Source organism: Xanthomonas indica (genome assembly GCF_040529045.1).
Taxonomy (GTDB): Bacteria; Pseudomonadota; Gammaproteobacteria; order Xanthomonadales; family Xanthomonadaceae; genus Xanthomonas_A; species Xanthomonas_A indica.
Map to the genome: position 1 here is coordinate 2,615,432 of NZ_CP131914.1, position 16,373 is coordinate 2,631,804.

The 16,373-nt window shown below is 69.5% G+C and carries 16 protein-coding genes; 10 read left to right on the forward strand and 6 right to left on the reverse strand.

Annotated features, from left to right (window positions below; translation table 11 throughout):
- Positions 1 to 27 precede the first annotated feature (27 nt).
- The 4 genes from edd to zwf form a co-directional block, all read right to left on the reverse strand.
- Positions 28 to 1,944, reverse strand: a complete 1,917-nt coding sequence (gene edd, locus Q7W82_RS11310; RefSeq protein ID WP_242159839.1) for a phosphogluconate dehydratase — start codon at positions 1,942 to 1,944, stop codon at positions 28 to 30.
- Between the two features lie 145 nt (positions 1,945 to 2,089).
- Complete coding sequence (gene pgl, locus Q7W82_RS11315; RefSeq protein ID WP_242159840.1) at positions 2,090 to 2,809, reverse strand: 6-phosphogluconolactonase; 720 nt, start codon at positions 2,807 to 2,809, stop codon at positions 2,090 to 2,092.
- Entirely contained in the window at positions 2,806 to 3,813 is a 1,008-nt protein-coding gene (gene glk / locus Q7W82_RS11320; protein WP_242159841.1) for a glucokinase, read from the reverse strand. The genes pgl and glk overlap by 4 nt, the downstream gene beginning before the upstream one ends.
- A complete protein-coding gene (gene zwf, locus Q7W82_RS11325) occupies positions 3,810 to 5,246 on the reverse strand; it encodes a glucose-6-phosphate dehydrogenase (RefSeq protein WP_242159842.1) in 1,437 nt (478 codons plus the stop codon). The genes glk and zwf overlap by 4 nt, the downstream gene beginning before the upstream one ends.
- 429 nt (positions 5,247 to 5,675) lie before the next feature.
- On the opposite strand from zwf, the gene ugpC reads away from it, so the two are divergent.
- A complete protein-coding gene (ugpC, locus tag Q7W82_RS11330) occupies positions 5,676 to 6,788 on the forward strand; it encodes a sn-glycerol-3-phosphate ABC transporter ATP-binding protein UgpC (protein WP_242159843.1) in 1,113 nt (370 codons plus the stop codon).
- 30 nt (positions 6,789 to 6,818) lie between these two features.
- Here the strand turns inward: ugpC and Q7W82_RS11335 are convergent, their stop codons facing one another.
- Positions 6,819 to 7,691, reverse strand: a complete 873-nt coding sequence (locus tag Q7W82_RS11335; protein WP_242159844.1) for a folate-binding protein — start codon at positions 7,689 to 7,691, stop codon at positions 6,819 to 6,821.
- 39 nt (positions 7,692 to 7,730) lie between these two features.
- On the opposite strand from Q7W82_RS11335, the gene Q7W82_RS11340 reads away from it, so the two are divergent.
- The 9 genes from Q7W82_RS11340 to lolD all read left to right on the forward strand — a co-directional run bounded on the left by Q7W82_RS11340 (position 7,731) and on the right by lolD (position 14,247).
- On the forward strand, positions 7,731 to 7,901 hold the full coding sequence (locus tag Q7W82_RS11340; RefSeq protein WP_242159845.1) for a DUF1674 domain-containing protein: 171 nt from the start codon (positions 7,731 to 7,733) through the stop codon (positions 7,899 to 7,901).
- A 60-nt stretch (positions 7,902 to 7,961) separates the two neighbouring features.
- Positions 7,962 to 8,354, forward strand: coding sequence for a succinate dehydrogenase, cytochrome b556 subunit (gene sdhC / locus Q7W82_RS11345; protein ID WP_010342656.1), 393 nt, complete (start codon positions 7,962 to 7,964; stop codon positions 8,352 to 8,354).
- Positions 8,351 to 8,737: a succinate dehydrogenase, hydrophobic membrane anchor protein gene (gene sdhD / locus Q7W82_RS11350; RefSeq protein WP_048488910.1), complete on the forward strand. Its 387-nt coding sequence runs from the start codon at positions 8,351 to 8,353 to the stop codon at positions 8,735 to 8,737. The genes sdhC and sdhD overlap by 4 nt, the downstream gene beginning before the upstream one ends.
- A gap of 33 nt (positions 8,738 to 8,770) precedes the next feature.
- Positions 8,771 to 10,561: a succinate dehydrogenase flavoprotein subunit gene (gene sdhA, locus Q7W82_RS11355; protein WP_010342654.1), complete on the forward strand. Its 1,791-nt coding sequence runs from the start codon at positions 8,771 to 8,773 to the stop codon at positions 10,559 to 10,561.
- A 111-nt stretch (positions 10,562 to 10,672) separates the two neighbouring features.
- On the forward strand, positions 10,673 to 11,455 hold the full coding sequence (locus Q7W82_RS11360) for a succinate dehydrogenase iron-sulfur subunit (RefSeq protein ID WP_017908442.1): 783 nt from the start codon (positions 10,673 to 10,675) through the stop codon (positions 11,453 to 11,455).
- Between the two features lie 127 nt (positions 11,456 to 11,582).
- Positions 11,583 to 11,831 carry a succinate dehydrogenase assembly factor 2 gene (locus Q7W82_RS11365; RefSeq protein WP_160947372.1) on the forward strand — a complete coding sequence of 83 codons (249 nt, stop codon included), beginning with the start codon at positions 11,583 to 11,585 and terminating at the stop codon, positions 11,829 to 11,831.
- Positions 11,782 to 12,234: a hypothetical protein gene (locus tag Q7W82_RS11370; protein ID WP_242159846.1), complete on the forward strand. Its 453-nt coding sequence runs from the start codon at positions 11,782 to 11,784 to the stop codon at positions 12,232 to 12,234. The genes Q7W82_RS11365 and Q7W82_RS11370 overlap by 50 nt, the downstream gene beginning before the upstream one ends.
- 23 nt (positions 12,235 to 12,257) lie before the next feature.
- Entirely contained in the window at positions 12,258 to 13,502 is a 1,245-nt protein-coding gene (locus Q7W82_RS11375; protein ID WP_010342649.1) for a lipoprotein-releasing ABC transporter permease subunit, read from the forward strand.
- 16 nt (positions 13,503 to 13,518) lie between these two features.
- Entirely contained in the window at positions 13,519 to 14,247 is a 729-nt protein-coding gene (gene lolD, locus Q7W82_RS11380) for a lipoprotein-releasing ABC transporter ATP-binding protein LolD (protein WP_242159847.1), read from the forward strand.
- Positions 14,248 to 15,069: 822 nt separating this feature from the next.
- Here the strand turns inward: lolD and Q7W82_RS11385 are convergent.
- A complete protein-coding gene (locus tag Q7W82_RS11385) occupies positions 15,070 to 16,134 on the reverse strand; it encodes an SDR family oxidoreductase (protein WP_242159848.1) in 1,065 nt (354 codons plus the stop codon).
- Positions 16,135 to 16,373: the final 239 nt, after the last annotated feature.

The window sequence follows — 16,373 nt, forward strand, 5'->3', positions numbered from 1 at the left end:
GGCAGGGTGGGGCAGGCGGCGCCGCGGTCAGGCGTCCTTGGATTCGTGCGGCGCGGCGGCGGCCTCGGCATCGCGGCCCAGGTCGTATTCGGCGTCGTAGTTCCACAGGTCGCCGTCGGCGGCCGGCGGGCCGCAGGAGATCGACAGCGCGCCCTGGTCGGCTGGGCCGACCATGCGGCGGTTGAGTCCGAACAGGTTGCGGCCCAGGTCGTGCGCGGCCGGCGCGGTGTTCGGCGCCAGCGGGCGCGCGGCCCACTCGGCGGCGTCCACCAGCACTTCCAGGGTGCCGGCCTCGCCGTCCAGGCGCACGATGTCGCCTTCGCGCACGCGGGCGATGGGGCCGCCGCGCGCCGCTTCCGGGGTCACGTGGATGGCCGCGGGGAACTTGCCGGACGCGCCGGACAGGCGTCCGTCGGTGACCAGCGCCACGCGCCGGCCCTGGTTCTGCAGCAGGCCCAGCAACGGCGCCAGCGAATGCAGTTCCGGCATGCCGTTGGCCTGCGGGCCCTGGTAGCGCAGCACCACCACGAAGTCGTGCGGCAGTGCGCCGGCGGCGTGCAGCTTGTTCAGCGCCTGCGGCGCGTCGATCACCACGGCCGGGGCTTCGATGGTGCGGAACTGCGGCTTCACCGCCGACAGCTTGATCAGCGAGCGGCCCAGGTTGCCGCGCAGCAGGCGAAGGCCGCCCTGCGCCTCGAACGGGTTCGACGCCGGGCGCACCACCGCCTCGTCGGCGCTCTTGGCCGGGCTCGGCACGTAGCTCAGCTTGCCGTCCTGCAGGCACGGCTCGTCGCCGTAGGCGCGCATGCCGCCGGGCACGATGGTGGCCAGGTCGTCGTGCATCAGCCCGGCGTCCATCAGCTCGCGGAACACGAAGCCGATGCCGCCGGCAGCGGCGAAGTGGTTCACGTCGGCCTCGCCGTTCGGATACACCCGCGCCAGCAGCGGCACCAGTTGCGACAGCGCGTCCAGGTCGTCCCAGGTCAGCACGATGCCGGCCGCGCGCGCCACCGCCAGCCAGTGGATGGTGTGGTTGGTGGAGCCGCCGGTGGCCATCAGCGCGACCACCGCGTTGACGATGGCGCGCTCGTCGATCAAACGGCCCAGCGGGCGGAAGTCGCTACCCAGCGCGGTGATGCGCAGCGCACGCTCGGTCGCCTGCTGGGTCAGCGCCTCGCGCAGCGGGGTGCCGGGATTGACGAAGGAGGCGCCGGGCAGCTGCACGCCCATCGCTTCCAGCAGCACCTGGTTGGAATTGGCGGTGCCGTAGAAGGTGCAGGTGCCGGGGGCGTGGTAGGACGCCGATTCGGCGGCCAGCAGTTCCTCGCGGGTGGCCTGGCCGGCGGCGTAGCGCTCGCGCACCTCGGCCTTCTGCTTGTTGGGGATGCCCGGGGTCATCGGCCCGGCCGGCACGAATACCGCCGGCAGGTGGCCGAAGGCCAGCGCGCCGATCAGCAGGCCCGGCACGATCTTGTCGCACACGCCCAGGTACAGGCTGGTGTCGAACATGTCGTGGCTGAGGCCGATCGCGGTGGCCTGGGCGATCACGTCGCGCGAGAACAGCGACAGCTCCATGCCGGGACGGCCCTGGGTCACGCCGTCGCACATCGCCGGCACGCCGCCGGCGACCTGCGCGGTGGCGCCGAGCGCGCGCGCGGTGCTGCGGATGATTTCCGGGTAGTGCTCGAACGGCTGGTGCGCCGAGAGCATGTCGTTGTAGGCGGTGATGATGCCCAGGTTGGGGGTGATCCCGCCTTCCAGCCGGCTCTTGTCGGTGGGGCCGCAGGCGGCGAAGCCGTGGGCGAGGTTGCCGCAGCTCAGGCGGCTGCGGAACGGACCGTCGCGCAGCGCGGCGTCGATGCCGGCCAGGTAGGCGCGCCGCGACGGCGCACTGCGCTGGCGGATGCGTTCGGTGATCGCGTGGAGGGTCGGATGCAGGCTCATTGGCGGAAATGGCTATGAAGGGGGAATCGGGAAACGGGAATCGGGAATCGGGAATCGCAAGAGCGGGAATCGGGAATCGGAAGGGCGGAAATGCGTCAGCGCGCAGTTGTTGCCAATTCCCACTCCCGACTCCCCAATCCCCGCCTCACTCGCACCAATGCACGCGCAAGCGCGCACCCGGCGTATCGAAGGCGACGCGGATCGGATACTCGTGCGGATCGGTGCCGGCCAGCGCACGCTCCAGCACCTCCAGCTTCTGCGTGCCGCGCAACAGCAGCACGCGCTGGCCGATCGGCGCCAGGCCGGCCGGGGTCAGGGTGATGCGCAGCGGCCAGGTGTTGGCGCCGGGGCAGCCGGTGGCGTCGAGCGCGGCGTAGGGCAGGGGATTGGTCAGGGCCTTGTTCAGGTCCGTCGCTCCGGGGAACAGCGAGGCGGTGTGGCCATCGCCGCCCATGCCCAGCACCGCCATGCACGCGGCCGGGGCGTGCCGCGCATGCAGGTTGGCGGCATGCACGCAGTCCTGCAGCGGCTTGCCGACCCGTACCAGCGGCTCGAAGCGCGCCTCCTCGGCGCGGTCCAGCAGGCTGTGCCGGATCAGGTAGGCGTTGCTGTCGCTGTCCTGCGGCGACAGCCAGCGCTCGTCGACCAGGCCGACTTCCAGCTTCGACCAGTCCAGCGGCAGCTCGGCCAGCGCCTGGTACACCGGCGCCGGGGTGGTGCCGCCGGACAGCAGCAGGCGCGCGCCGCCGCGGCGCTGGATCTCCTCGCGCAGCGCGGTGCCGATCTCGGCCGCCGCCGCGTCGATCCATTCGTCCGGATCGTCGTAGCGGATCAGCGTGATGCGGTCGGACAGCGTGGGGCTCATGCAATGGCTCCTGGGGATTGCCGCGCGGCGTCCACCGCGTAGGCGGCGGCGCCGAGCAGGCCGGGACGGGGGTGGATCACCGCCAGCGACGGCACCCGCGCCATGATCGACGAAAACCGGCCCTTGTGCTCGAAACGCTGGCGGAACCCGGAATGCTGGATCGCGTCGAGCATCTTCGGCACCAGCCCGCCGGTCAGGAACACGCCGTCCCAGGCGCCCTGCATCAGCACCAGGTCGCCGGCGATGGCGCCGAACACGGCGCAGAACACGTCCACTGTGCGCATCGCCCGGTAATCGCCCTGCGCGGCGCGCGCGGTGATGTCTTCCGGCTGCAGCGGGCCCGGATCGTCGCCGGCGATCTCGCTGAGCGCGCGGTGGATGTTGACCAGGCCCGGGCCACAGATCAGGCGCTCGTTGGAGACGCGGCCGAACTGCTGCGACAGCAGTTCCAGGATGCGGATCTCCTCCGGCGTGCCCGGCGGGAAGCTGACGTGGCCGCCCTCGGTCTCCAGCGGAAAGCAGCGCCCGCCGCGCATCATCAGGCCGCCCACGCCCAGGCCGGTGCCAGGGCCGATCACGCCGTAGTTGCGCGGCACCTCGACCGGCGCCGGCGTCCAGCTGGCGCCGCCGACCTGGACCACGTCCTGCGGCCGCAGCAGGCTGATCGCCATCGCCTGCGCGGCGAAGTCGTTGATCAGGTGCAGTTCGTCGAAGCCGAGCATGGCGCGGGTGCGCGCCCGCGAGATCACCCACGGGTGGTTGGTGATGCGTGCCTCGTCGCCGTCGACGCGGCCGGCCACCGCGAAGGTGCCGCTGCGCGCGTCCACCCCGGTCTGTTCCAGATAATGGCGGGCGGCGTCGCCCAGCGACGGGAACTCCACCACCGAGTAGGTCTGCGTGCTGTCGTCGAGCAGCGGCACCGAGGCGTCGAGATCGGCGAGAGCGAAACGGGCATTGGTGCCGCCGATGTCGGCCACCAGCACCGGGCGCTGCGGGGCGCTCACGAAGCGACCCGCGGCGCGGCGCCGGACTGGTCGCAGGACACGTAGGCCTGCGCTTCCTCCGGCCCCCAGCTACCGGCCGGGTAGGGCAGCAACGGAAGGTGCGCCTGCGCCCAGGCGGCGCTGACGCTGTCGATCCAGGCCCAGGCGGCGCGCACCTCGTCGTCGCGCACGAACAGCGCGTGGTTGCCGTTGAGCGCGTCGAGCATCAGCCGCTCGTAGGCGATGCGCCGGTGCAGGCCGGTGGGCACCGACAGTTCCAGTTCCAGCGGCTGCAGTTCCAGCGCGCCCCATTCCGGGCCGGCCAGGCTGCTCATCAGCCCCAGTTCGATGTTCTCCTGCGGCTGCAGCTGGAAGGTCAGCCGGTTCGGCGCGGCCTGCTGTGCGGCCGGGCGCTCGAACAGCCAGTGGGTGACCGGCTTGAGCGTGACTACCACGCGGGTGGAGCGCTCGGCCAGGCGCTTGCCGGTGCACAGCCGGAACGGCACCCCGGCCCAGCGCCAGTTGTCGATGTAGGCGGTGACCGCGGCGAAGGTTTCCACGTCGCTGCCTTCCGGCGGCTGGTAGGCCTGCGCCGGCTGGCCGTTGATGGCGCCGGCGGTGTAGCGCCCGCGCACGCTGTCGCGGGCGGCATGCTCCGCGCTCAGCGGCCGCAGTGCGCGCAGCACCTTGACCTTCTCGTCGCGGATGCGGTCGGCTTCCAGCGACGCTGGCGGCTCCATCGCCACCAGGCACAGCAGCTGCAGGATATGGCTCTGCACCATGTCGCGCAGCGCGCCGGAGCGCGCGTAGTAGGCATCGCGGCCGTCCACGCCCTCGCTCTCGGCGACCAGGATGTCCACCGACTCGATGTAGGTGCGGTTCCACACCGCCTCCAGCAGCGTGTTGCCGAAGCGCAGCGCGATCAGGTTCTGCACCGCGGCCTTGCCCAGGTAGTGGTCCAGGCGGAACACGCGATCCTCGTCGATCAGCGCGCCGATCGCCTGCACGATCTCGCGGGCGCTGTCCGAATCGTGGCCGATCGGCTTCTCCAGCATCAGCCGGTGCGGCGCGGCCAGCGCCCCGCCCAGGGCCAGGCCCTGGCAGGTGCTGATGTACAGCCCCGGCGGGATCGCCAGGTAGCTCACGCAGCGGCGCGCGGTCAGGTCGCGCACCGCGGCGGCCACCGATTCGGCGTCGCGCAGGTCCACCGAGCGGTAGTCGATGCGCGCCAGCAGCGCCTGCACGATCGATTCGCCGATCTGCGGCATCGCCGCCTGCAGGCGCGGCTTGAGGAGTTCGTGGAACTTGGCGGTGTCGTGCGGCGACAGCGCCAGCGCGCGGATGCGGAAGTCTTCCGGCAGGAAGCCGTCGTCGAGCATGCGCAGCAGCGAGGGGAACAGGTAGCGCTGGGCCAGATCGCCGGTGGCGCCGAACAACAGGAAGGTATCGTGCATCGACCGGGTTTCGGTTTCGGGTGACATGGTGTCGATCACCTGGGGGCTAGAAGTGACGTGGCGTGGGAAAGCGAACGGCGGGAACGGCCTGTATCCGGCCGGTTCGGGCGAAGGCGTGACGCGGGACGGCCGCCAGGCGGGGACGCACGATCCAGGAGATGAATACGACTGCCAGACCTCTGAGCATACCTCTCCCATGCCTCATGCTGCAGGCCGGATAACGACGGCGCGCCGGATCGGCGGCTGGCGGCGGATCGCATTGCGTGCCCTCCCAGGCTCGAGGTTGCCCCGTGAAAACGGTTACATGGCAGAATACCGCATCGCGATCCATTGTTGCCTGCGCGCTGGCACGATGCGACCCGCATTCGTATGCACTGCCCTCGGGAGGGACCGGCGGCAGCCCGTTCCTCACTGCCGGAAACCGGATACATGGCGAAAGTACAACTGGACAACATCCGCAAGGTCTACGACAACGGCCAGGTCGCCGTGCACGGGGCCAGCTTCGAAGTGGCCGACGGCGAACTGATGGTGCTGGTCGGGCCTTCGGGCTGCGGCAAGTCCACGCTGCTGCGGATGATCGCCGGCCTGGAGGAGATCAGCGGCGGCGAGCTGCGCATCGGCGAGCGCGTGGTCAACGAGGTGGCGCCGAAGGATCGCGACATCGCCATGGTGTTCCAGAGCTATGCGCTGTACCCGCACATGACCGTGGCCGAGAACCTGGCGTTCGGGCTCAAGCTGCGCGGCGAGAGCAAGGAGGTCATCCGCCAGCGCGTGGCCGCCGCCGCCGACACCCTGGGCCTGACCCCGATGCTGGACAAGCTGCCGCGCGCGATGTCCGGCGGCCAGCGCCAGCGCGTGGCGCTGGGCCGCGCCCTGGTGCGCGAGCCGGCGGTGTTCCTGCTCGACGAGCCGCTGTCCAACCTGGACGCCAAGCTGCGCCATTCGGTGCGCACCGAGATCGCGCAGCTGCACCGCAAGCTCGGCACCACCATGATCTACGTCACCCACGACCAGGTCGAGGCGATGACCCTGGGCCAGCGCATCGTCGTGCTCAAGGACGGGGTGATCCAGCAGATCGACACGCCGATGGCGCTGTACGACCGCCCGGCCAACCTGTTCGTGGCCGGCTTCCTCGGTAGCCCGGCGATGAACGTACTGCGCGGGCGGCTGGTCGGCGAGGGCGGCCTGCAGTTGCACTTGCAGGACGGTGGCCGGGTGCCGCTGCCGGGCGCGCAGCTGGCGCCGCAGTGGCTGGGCCGCGAACTGGCGGTCGGCGTGCGGCCGGAACACCTGCAGCCCAGCGACGACGCGCAGGGCGGCTTCGAGGCCACCATCGAGGTGATCGAGCCGGTCGGCAACGAAATCTTCGTCAATCTCAGCCACGGCGCGCAGCCGCTGGTGATGCGGGTGGCGCCGCGCGCGCTGCCGGGCCTGGGCGAGCGCCTGCGGGTGGCGGTGCGCGGCGACGCGCTGCACTTCTTCGATGCCGAGAGTGGGGTGCGCCTGGAGGCGCGGGACTCGGGAATCGGGAATCGGGAATAGCAAAAGCAACAGCGCGAAACGCCGGCGCGCTCAGCGCGCCAGGCCGTCGACCAGCGGTTGCCAGCGTGCGGGGTGACCGTCGACGTCCAGCGCGGCCGGCGGCGCCTCCTCCAGCGGCAGCACCGCCAGCGCCAGGGTCCCGGCGACGCTGACCACGCTGCCGAACGGCTGGCCGTCGCGCAGCACCGCCGCGTCGATCGCGACCGCGGCCTCTGTTTCCAGCAACTGCACGGCGCGCTTGGCCTTGCCCAGGAAGTGGGTGCGGGCGACGATTTCCTGGCCGGGGTAGCAGCCCTTCTTGACGCTGAAGGCATGCAGCCGGTCCAGGCCCAGTTGCTGCGGCGTCCACTGTTCGCGCTGGCTCGGCGCCAGCCGCACCAGGCCCAGGCGCAGGTCGGCCGCGCGCCAGGCTTCCGCCAGCGCCGGGTCGGCGGCCGGCGCATCTGCCACCGGCGCCGGCACCAGGCGCAACGTACGCGGCAGGCCGTCGCCGCCCATGTCCAGTTCGATCACGCCGGACTCATCGCGCGCCGACGTCGCGCCCCGGGCCTGCTCCGGTAGGCTCAGGCGACCCAAGGCAAGCAGCGTGCCCTCGACGGTGATGCGCAGCTTGCGCCGGAACACGAAGCGGCCCAGTGCCGCCGCCAGGTCCTCGGCGCCGCCGTCGGGCAGCAGCATCAGCAAGGCGTCGTCGGCCTGGCGCAGCAGCGCGAACACCGCGATCACCCGGCCCTTGGCGGTGAGCCAGGCGTTCCACTGCCACTGGCCCGCGGCCAGCGCCTGCACGTCGTTGGCGAACTGCGCATGGGCGAAGGCCACTGCATCCGGACCGCGCAAGGCGACGTATTGCAGGTGTGGCAAGGCGGAAAAACCGCCGGAATCGAGATTCAGGTTGTCAGGCACGAGAGGGGAGGACTAAAATTGACGAGTTGTGAGACCCGCATGATAGGCCAACCAACCCCCACACCCGAGTCCGATCCCGAAACGCAGCGGCCCGCCGAGGAGACCCCTCCGCAGACCACGCCTGCGCCGCGGGAGATCGGCGGGCGCGGCGGCCTCGAGCCGACGCGCTACGGCGACTGGGAGAAAAACGGACGCTGCATCGATTTTTGAGCAGCTTTGAGCCAACGCGGCCTTAAGCACGCCGCCCAGCCGAGACAACGAGCCCAGCGAATGGCTACGCGCGAACGTCCTCTTTCCCCGCATCTGCAGGTCTATCGCTGGCAGATCCAGATGGTGACCTCGATCCTGAATCGGGCCACCGGCATCGTGCTGTCGATCGGTGCCCTGATCATCGCCGCCGGCCTGTTGGCCCTGATGCTCGGCCCCGCCTCCTGGAATCTCTTCCGCGACATCGCCGGCGCCTGGTACGGCCAGGTGTTCCTGTTCGGCTGGACCTGGTGCTTCGCCTTCCATCTGTTCGGCGGCCTGCGCCACATCCTGCAGGATTTCGGCCAGGGCTACGCCGTCCGCGCCTTCGTCACCATCGGCTGGCTGTCGGTCGTGCTCAGCTTCGTGCTGACCGCCGCCGTGTGGGCCTACGTGCTGCTGGGAGCCACCGCATGAGCCGCTATCGCACTCCGTTGAAGAACGTCCGCGGCCTGGGCGCGGCCAAGACCGGCACCGAGCATTTCGTGGTGCAGCGCCTGACCGCCACCGCGCTGGTGCCGTTGTCGATCTGGTTCCTGATCTTCGTGCTGAGCCTGCTCGGCTCGGACTATGTCGCCGCCACCGAGGCCGTGGCCAAGCCGTGGAACGCGATCCTGCTGGTCGGCTTCCTGATCGCCGCGTTCTGGCACGCCCAGCTCGGCATGCAGGTGGTGCTGGAAGACTACGTGCACACCTCGCTGCTGGCCCTGGCCGCGCAGACCATCGTGCGCTTCGTCGCCGTGCTCGGCGCCATCGTCAGCATCTTCGCCGTGGCGCGCATCGCGCTGGGCATCGCCTGATCCATCGGCGCCCCCTCTAGGAACCACATTTCGATGTCCGCTTACAAGATCACCGAACACAAGTACGACATGGTCGTGGTCGGCGCCGGCGGCGCCGGCCTGCGCGCGACCTTCGGCCTGGCCCAGAAGGGCCTGCAGACGGTCTGCCTGACCAAGGTCTTCCCGACCCGTTCGCACACCGTGGCCGCGCAGGGCGGCATCTCCGCCGCGCTCGGCAACATGGGCGAGGACGACTGGCGCTACCACTTCTACGACACCATCAAGGGGTCGGACTGGCTGGGCGACCAGGACGCCATCGAATACATGTGCCGCGAGGCGATCCCGGCGATCATCGAGCTGGAGCACTACGGCGTGCCGTTCAGCCGCACCGAGGACGGCAAGATCTACCAGCGCCCGTTCGGCGGCATGACCACCAAGTACGGCGAAGGCCCGTCCGCGCAGCGCACCTGCGCCGCCGCCGACCGCACCGGCCACGCCATGCTGCACACGCTGTACCAGCAGTCGCTGGCGCACAACGCGCGCTTCATGATCGAGTACTTCGCGCTCGACCTGATCTTCGACGAGGAAGGCGCCTGCCGCGGCGTGCTCGCCTTGGACATGGCCGAAGGCTCGCTGCACCTGTTCCGCGCCCATGGCGTGGTGCTGGCCACCGGCGGCTACGGCCGCGCCTACTTCAGCGCCACCTCCGCGCACACCTGCACCGGCGACGGCGGCGGCCTGGTGATGCGTGCCGGCCTGCCGATGCAGGACATGGAGTTCGTGCAGTTCCACCCGACCGGCATCTACGGCGCCGGCTGCCTGATCACCGAAGGCGTGCGCGGCGAAGGCGGCATCCTGCGCAACAGCAGCGGCGAGCGCTTCATGGAGCGCTACGCCCCGCACTACAAGGATCTGGCCTCGCGCGACGTGGTGTCGCGTTCGATGACCATCGAGATCCGCGAAGGCCGCGGCGTCGGCGAGCACAAGGACCACATCCTGCTCGACCTGACCCACCTCGGCCCGGGCGTGATCGACGACAAGCTGCCGGGTATCGCCGAGAGCGCGCGCATCTTCGCCGGCGTCGACGTGCACAAGCAGCCGATCCCGGTGATCCCGACCGTGCACTACAACATGGGCGGCATCCCGACCAACTACCACGGCGAAGTGGTGCGCAAGGACGGCGACAACCCCGATGCGGTGGTGCCGGGTCTGTACGCGATCGGCGAGGCCGCCTGCGTGTCGGTGCACGGCGCCAACCGCCTGGGCTCCAACTCGCTGCTCGACCTGGTGGTGTTCGGCCGTGCCGTGGCCAACCGCTGCGCCGAGACGATCAAGACCGGTGCGCCGCACAAGGGCCTGCCGGGCGACGCCTGCGACAAGGCGCTGGGCCTGCTGGACAAGCTGCGCAACGCCAACGGCAGCACCCCGACCTCGGTGATCCGCGACAAGATGCAGCGCACCATGCAGTCGGACGCGGCCGTCTTCCGCACCAGCAAGACGCTGAAGGAAGGCGTGGACAAGATGGCCGACATCTTCGCCAGCTTCGAGGACGTCAAGGTCTCCGACCGCTCGCTGGTGTGGAATTCCGACCTGATCGAGACCTACGAGTTGAACAACCTGCTGCTCAATGCAGTGGCGACGATCAACTCGGCCGAACAGCGCAAGGAAAGCCGCGGCGCGCACGCCCACGAGGATTTCCCCGACCGCGACGACGTCAACTGGCAGAAGCACACGCTGGTCACCGTCGACGACAAGGGCCAGTGCAGCTTCGACTACCGCCCGGTGCACATGTACACGCTCAGCAAGGACGTGGACGTGGTGCCGCCGAAGCCGCGCGTTTACTGACCACAGCCGGGAAACGGGAGTAGGGAATCGGGAATCGAGAACAGCGCATGCGCTCTTCGCCCCCGCTTCCCATTCCCCATTCCCCAATCCCCATTCCCGGATTTTAAAGCCATGGCAGAGTTCACCCTCCCCAAGAATTCCAAGATCGGCAAGGGCAAGCACTTTCCCGCCAAGGGCGCGAAGAATGTGCGGACCTTCAAGGTCTACCGGTGGAATCCGGACGACGACAGCAACCCGCGGACCGACACCTACGAGGTGGATCTGGACGCGTGCGGCCCGATGGTCCTGGACGCGCTGATCAAGATCAAGAACGAGATCGACCCGACCCTGACCTTCCGCCGCTCGTGCCGCGAGGGCATCTGCGGGTCGTGCGCGATGAACATCGACGGCACCAACACGCTGGCCTGCACCAAGGCGATCAGCGACTGCGGCAAGAAGGAAGTGCCGATCTACCCGCTGCCGCACATGAGCGTGGTCAAGGATCTGGTGCCGGACCTGACCCACTTCTACGCGCAGTACGCCTCGATCAAGCCGTGGATCCGTACCCAGACCCCGCCGCCGCCGGACCGCGAGCGGCTGCAGTCGCCGGAAGACCGCAAGAAGCTCGACGGCCTGTACGAGTGCATCCTGTGCGCGTGCTGCTCGACCAGCTGCCCGAGCTACTGGTGGAACGGCGAGCGTTACCTGGGTCCGGCGATCCTGCTGCAGGCCTACCGCTGGATCATCGACTCGCGCGACGAGGACACCGGTGCGCGCCTGGACGATCTGGAAGATCCGTTCAAGCTGTACCGCTGCCACACCATCATGAACTGCGCGCGGACCTGTCCGAAGGGGCTGAACCCGGCGCTGGCCATCGCCGAGATCAAGAAGCTGATGATGGCGCGCCGCGCCTGATCGCAGCGGCGCACGTTCCAAGCGGCGGGCCTGCCCGCCGACCGCGCGGCACCGGCTTTCGGGTTCGGTGCCGCGTTCGTTTTCGGCGGCTGCCGTGCGGCGCCGTCCCCAGGCAAGGGCGCATGCGATGGACGAGACCACCGAACTGAAGAAGCTGCGCTGGCGCTGCCGGCGCGGCATGCGCGAACTGGACCAGTTGTTCGGCCGCTACCTGGACCGGCGCTGGGCGCAGGCTTCCGAAGACGAGCGCGGGGTTTTCCTATACCTGCTCGATTGCGAGGACGATAAGTTGTGGCGCTGGTTCATGGGCTACGAGGCCTGTCCCGATGCACGCGCCGCCGATCTCATCGCTTCCATCCGCGCCATGCCGGCTTGACTGGCGCCCCTCGCGCCGGCTGCTGGCCGCGCTGACCCTGCTCGGCGCGCTGGCGCCGCTGGCGCTGCTCGGTTCCGACCTGCCGCCACACCTGGCCTGGCCGGCCGCCGCGCTGGCGCTGCTGTACGCGGTGTGGCTGCTGCGCCGCGAGGCCGGGCGGGCGCCGCGCACGCTGGTGCTTCCTGCCGGCGCCGGTGCGCCCAGCGTCGACGGCGCGGCGGTGAACGACCTGCAGGTCGCCTGGCGCGGGCCGCTGGCGTTCGTGCGCTGGCGCGATGCGCAGGGGCGCACCCAGCGCCTGGCGTGGTGGCCGGACACGCTGCCGCCGGCGGCACGACGTGAACTGCGTCTGGCCGCTTCGGCCCATGCCGCTTCGTCTGCGCCGCCGCAAATGGCACCATAGCGCTCCCTGGATGGTGGCTGCGCATGTTCAAACCCTTACCCGTGGCCATCGGCCTGCGCTATCTGCGCGCCAAGCGCCGCAATAATTTCATCTCCTTCATCTCCATGGCCTCGATCCTCGGCATCGCGCTGGGCGTGACCGTGCTGATTACCACCCTGGCGGTGATGAGCGGCTTCCAGAAGGAGATCCGCGACCGCCTGCTGCAGATGGCCGCGCACGCCACGGTCAGCGCGCAGGGCGCGCCGATGGAGGACTGGCAGCACGCGGTGGACGTGGCCATGCGCGACAAGCGCGTCGCCGGCGCCGCGCCCTACGTCGAGGAAGAGGCGCTGCTGACCGGCCAGCGCAACCAGCCGGCGATCGTCCGCGGCATCCTGCCCAAGGAAGAGGCCAAGGTCTCGGTGCTGGCGCAGAAGATGAAGCAGGGCTCGGTCGACAGCCTGACCCCGGGTTCGTACAACATCCTGCTCGGCCAGGAGCTGGCGCTGTGGCTGGGCGTGGGCGTGGGCGACAAGGTGGTGGTGATGCTCGGCGAGCCGCAGGCCAGCCCGATGGGCATGGTGCCGCGCTACAAGCGCTTCACCGTCAGCGGCATCTTCGAGGCCGGCTACAACGAGATCGACCGCGGCCTGGCGGTGACCAGCATGCCGGACCTGCAGCGGGTGCTGCGCATGGGCGACGGCGTCACCGGCGTGCGCCTGAAGCTGTACGACATGGACCAGGCCTGGAACGTGGCGCGCGACCTGGCGCTGAACCTGCACGGCCCGTACATGGTCAGCGACTGGACCCGCGAGAACGCCAACCTGTACCAGTCGCTGAAGATGGAAAAGACGGTGATGGGCATCCTGCTGTCGCTGATCATCGCGATGGGCGCGTTCAACCTGGTGTCCTCGCAGGTGATGCTGGTGACCGACAAGCAGGCCGACATCGCCATCCTGCGCACGCTGGGATTGAGCCCGGGCGGGGTGATGCAGGTGTTCATGGTGCAGGGCACGCTGATCGGCGTGATCGGCACCGTCGCCGGCGTGATCGGCGGCATCGTGCTGACGCTCAACCTGGAGCGGATCCTGGCCGGCATCGAGGCGGTGTTCAACATCAAGCTGCTGCCCGAGGACGTCTACTACATCACCGGCTTGCCCACCGACATGCAGCCGCACGACGTCATGGTGATCACCATCGTGGCGCTGCTGATGAGCTTCCTGGCCACGCTGTACCCGGCCTGGCGCGCGGCGCGCACGCAGCCGGCGGAGGCGCTGCGCTATGAATGAGGGCCGGGAATCGGGAATGGGGAATCGGGAGTCGGGAATGCAGAAGCCACAAGCGGACGCGGCGATCCGCGCCGAAGGCCTGGCCAAGACCTACGCCGAAGGCAAGATGCGCACGCCGGTGTTCGACGGGCTGGAGCTGAGCGTGGCCGCCGGCGAGACCGTGGCCATCGTCGGCGCGTCCGGTGCCGGCAAGAGCACCTTGCTGCACCTGCTCGGCGGCCTCGACGTGCCGACCTCCGGCGAGGTCTACGTGGCGGGGCAGCGCATGTCGGCGTTGACCGACGCGGCGCGCGGGCAGTTGCGCAACCGCTCGCTGGGCTTCGTCTACCAGTTCCATCACCTGCTGCCCGAATTCACCGCGCTGGAGAACGTGATGATGCCGGTGCTGCTGGGCGGCGCGGCGATGTCCGATGCCGACGCGCGCGCACGTGCGCTGCTGGAATCGGTGGGCCTGGGTCATCGCCTGGAGCACAAGCCGGGCGAACTGTCCGGCGGCGAACGCCAGCGCGCCGCGGTGGCGCGTGCCCTGGTCAATCGCCCGGCCTGCGTGCTCGGCGACGAGCCGACCGGCAACCTCGACGACAAGACCGCGGCCAACGTGTTCGCGCTGATGCTCGAACTCAACCGCGCGCAGGGCACCAGCCTGGTCCTGGTCACCCACGACCGCAGCCTGGCGCGCAAGCTGGACCGTGTGCTGGAACTGCACCAGGGCAAGCTGCGCGAACTGGCGCCTGCGGACGTGTGAACGAGCGCGGTGGCGGCCGCATGTGCCGCCGTCTTGCATGTTCTCGGGCAGGATCGCGGCCTGAGGTCGCGAGCCGCTGAAGTCTGGTGCATGCGGGGCCGGGCGTGACAGCTTGGCTTGCTGTGCAGCGCTCGGGGTCACGACAAGAGCAGTGTCCTGCGACCCGGTGCAGTGTGCGTCGGGACTGAAGCCCCTCCCACAGTGCACATCGCCGCTTCGCCAAGCGGTGAAGCGACGCCAGGCGCGACGAACGAGGCCGCGAGCCGCAGTGGCTTCACTGCATCTGCCGACGCCAAAGAGCCTCGGACAGGCGAAAGCACCTCGTCGCAAGCGCCCCGTAGGAGCGGCTTCAGCCGCGACGAACCAAGTCGGAGAACCCGACGTTTCAGTGCGCGATCCGCAACCACCTTTCCCTGTCGCGAAACTGGCCGTCGCGGTACGTTTCTGGGCGTGACTCCGAGGCACATCTAATCGCTTTCTTTCGCCCTAGGTGGCGAGACACACCATTGCCTCGTAGGAGCGGCTGCGGTCGCGACGGTGCGTCATCGGTAGAGCCTGTCGCGGCTGAAGCCGCTCCTACACGTGCACCCCACGTAGGAGCGGCTTCAGCCGCGACGAACGGAGTCGGCACGTCGCCGGCCTTCGTTGCTGTCGGCACCGAAACCCTCGCACAGCAGCCCTGCAAACGCGCCGCCGCGGTCATGCCGCGGATGTCCCTACAACGGCGACCGTCCTGCAGCGCATCGCATGCGCCGTAGGGCGGCAACCTTTCGGATTGCCGCGTTCCCGCTGCCGAGACGACTCCTCATCCGGTCGCGCGGCTCAGGGAATCACCCGCTGCGCACGCAGCCGCGTGAACAGTTCCAGGAACGAGGCGCGGCTGTCGTAGTAGCCGAGGAAGCCCAGGTCGCGGCTCTTGGTCATGTCGTTGACGCATTCGATCTCGCGGCCGAGGTCGGCATCGGTGTGCCACCACGACGCGAGCTGGTTCACGTCCGCCTGTACCAGCCCATGGCGCTCGGCGATCTCGCGCCACAGGGCCGGCGCGGTGTCCTGCAGACGCGCTTGCAGCGGCATCGGTGCCTCCGGATAGGGCGCCGGCTGCAGGCCGAAGAACGCGGCGATCTCGCCCCACATCCAGCGCCAGCGGAACACGTCGCCGTTGACCGTGTTGAAGGCCTGGTTGCGCGCGGCCGGATTGGTCGCGGCCCAGGCCAGCTGGCGGCCGAGCAGGCCGGCGTCGGTGAGGTCGGTGAGGCTGTCCCACTGCGCGCGCGAACCGGGGAACACGAACGGCTGCCCGGTGTGCTTGCACAACGTCGCATACACCGCCAGGGTCACGCCCATGTTCATCGCATTGCTGCCGTTGGCCTGGCCGATCATGGTGTGCGAGCGGTGCACGCTCCAGCCGAAGCCGTGGCGCGCGGCGGCGTCGAACAGCAGGTCTTCCAGCGTGTAGTAGAAATTCTCGCCCGGTTGCCGCGGCTCGCTCTCGCGGAACGGCGTCTCCGCCTTGCCGCTGCCGTAGTGCTCGAACGAGCCCAGGTAGTGCTTGGTGCCGGTCACCAGCGCCATGTGCTGCAGCGGCGCGCCGTCCAGGCCTTCGCACAGATGCCGCAACATCGCGCCGTTGGCGGCGACGTTCTCCTTCTCGGTGTCGCGCCGGGTCCAGGTGCAGAAGAACACGTGGGTGATCGGCAGCCCGCGCAGCGCGGCCACGGTGGCCTCGCGGTCGAGCAGATCGGCCGCCACCGGGATCACGCCTTCCTGCGGCACCGGGCGGCGCGCCAGCCCGTAGACGGTCCAGCCGTCGGCGACCAGCACGTTGGCGAGGTTGTAGCCGGAGATGCCGGTGACTCCGACGATCAGTGCAATGCCCTTGCGCATGCGCGCACTCCTTACGACGTTGGGCACCGCACCATAGGCGCCCGCCGATGAAGCTGCGGCGAACTTCGCCGGGACTGTGACGCGGCGTGCACCCAGGCCTTAGGCAAATTCTGACGCAGTCCCCCGGCGTAGACCGATGGCCCGCGTCGAGCCGCGATGCGACGCTGGCGTGGCGAACGCGATGGCAGTGCACGATGCGGATGTCAGCGCGGACGTTGTTGCTGTTTCCGATCTGCCGA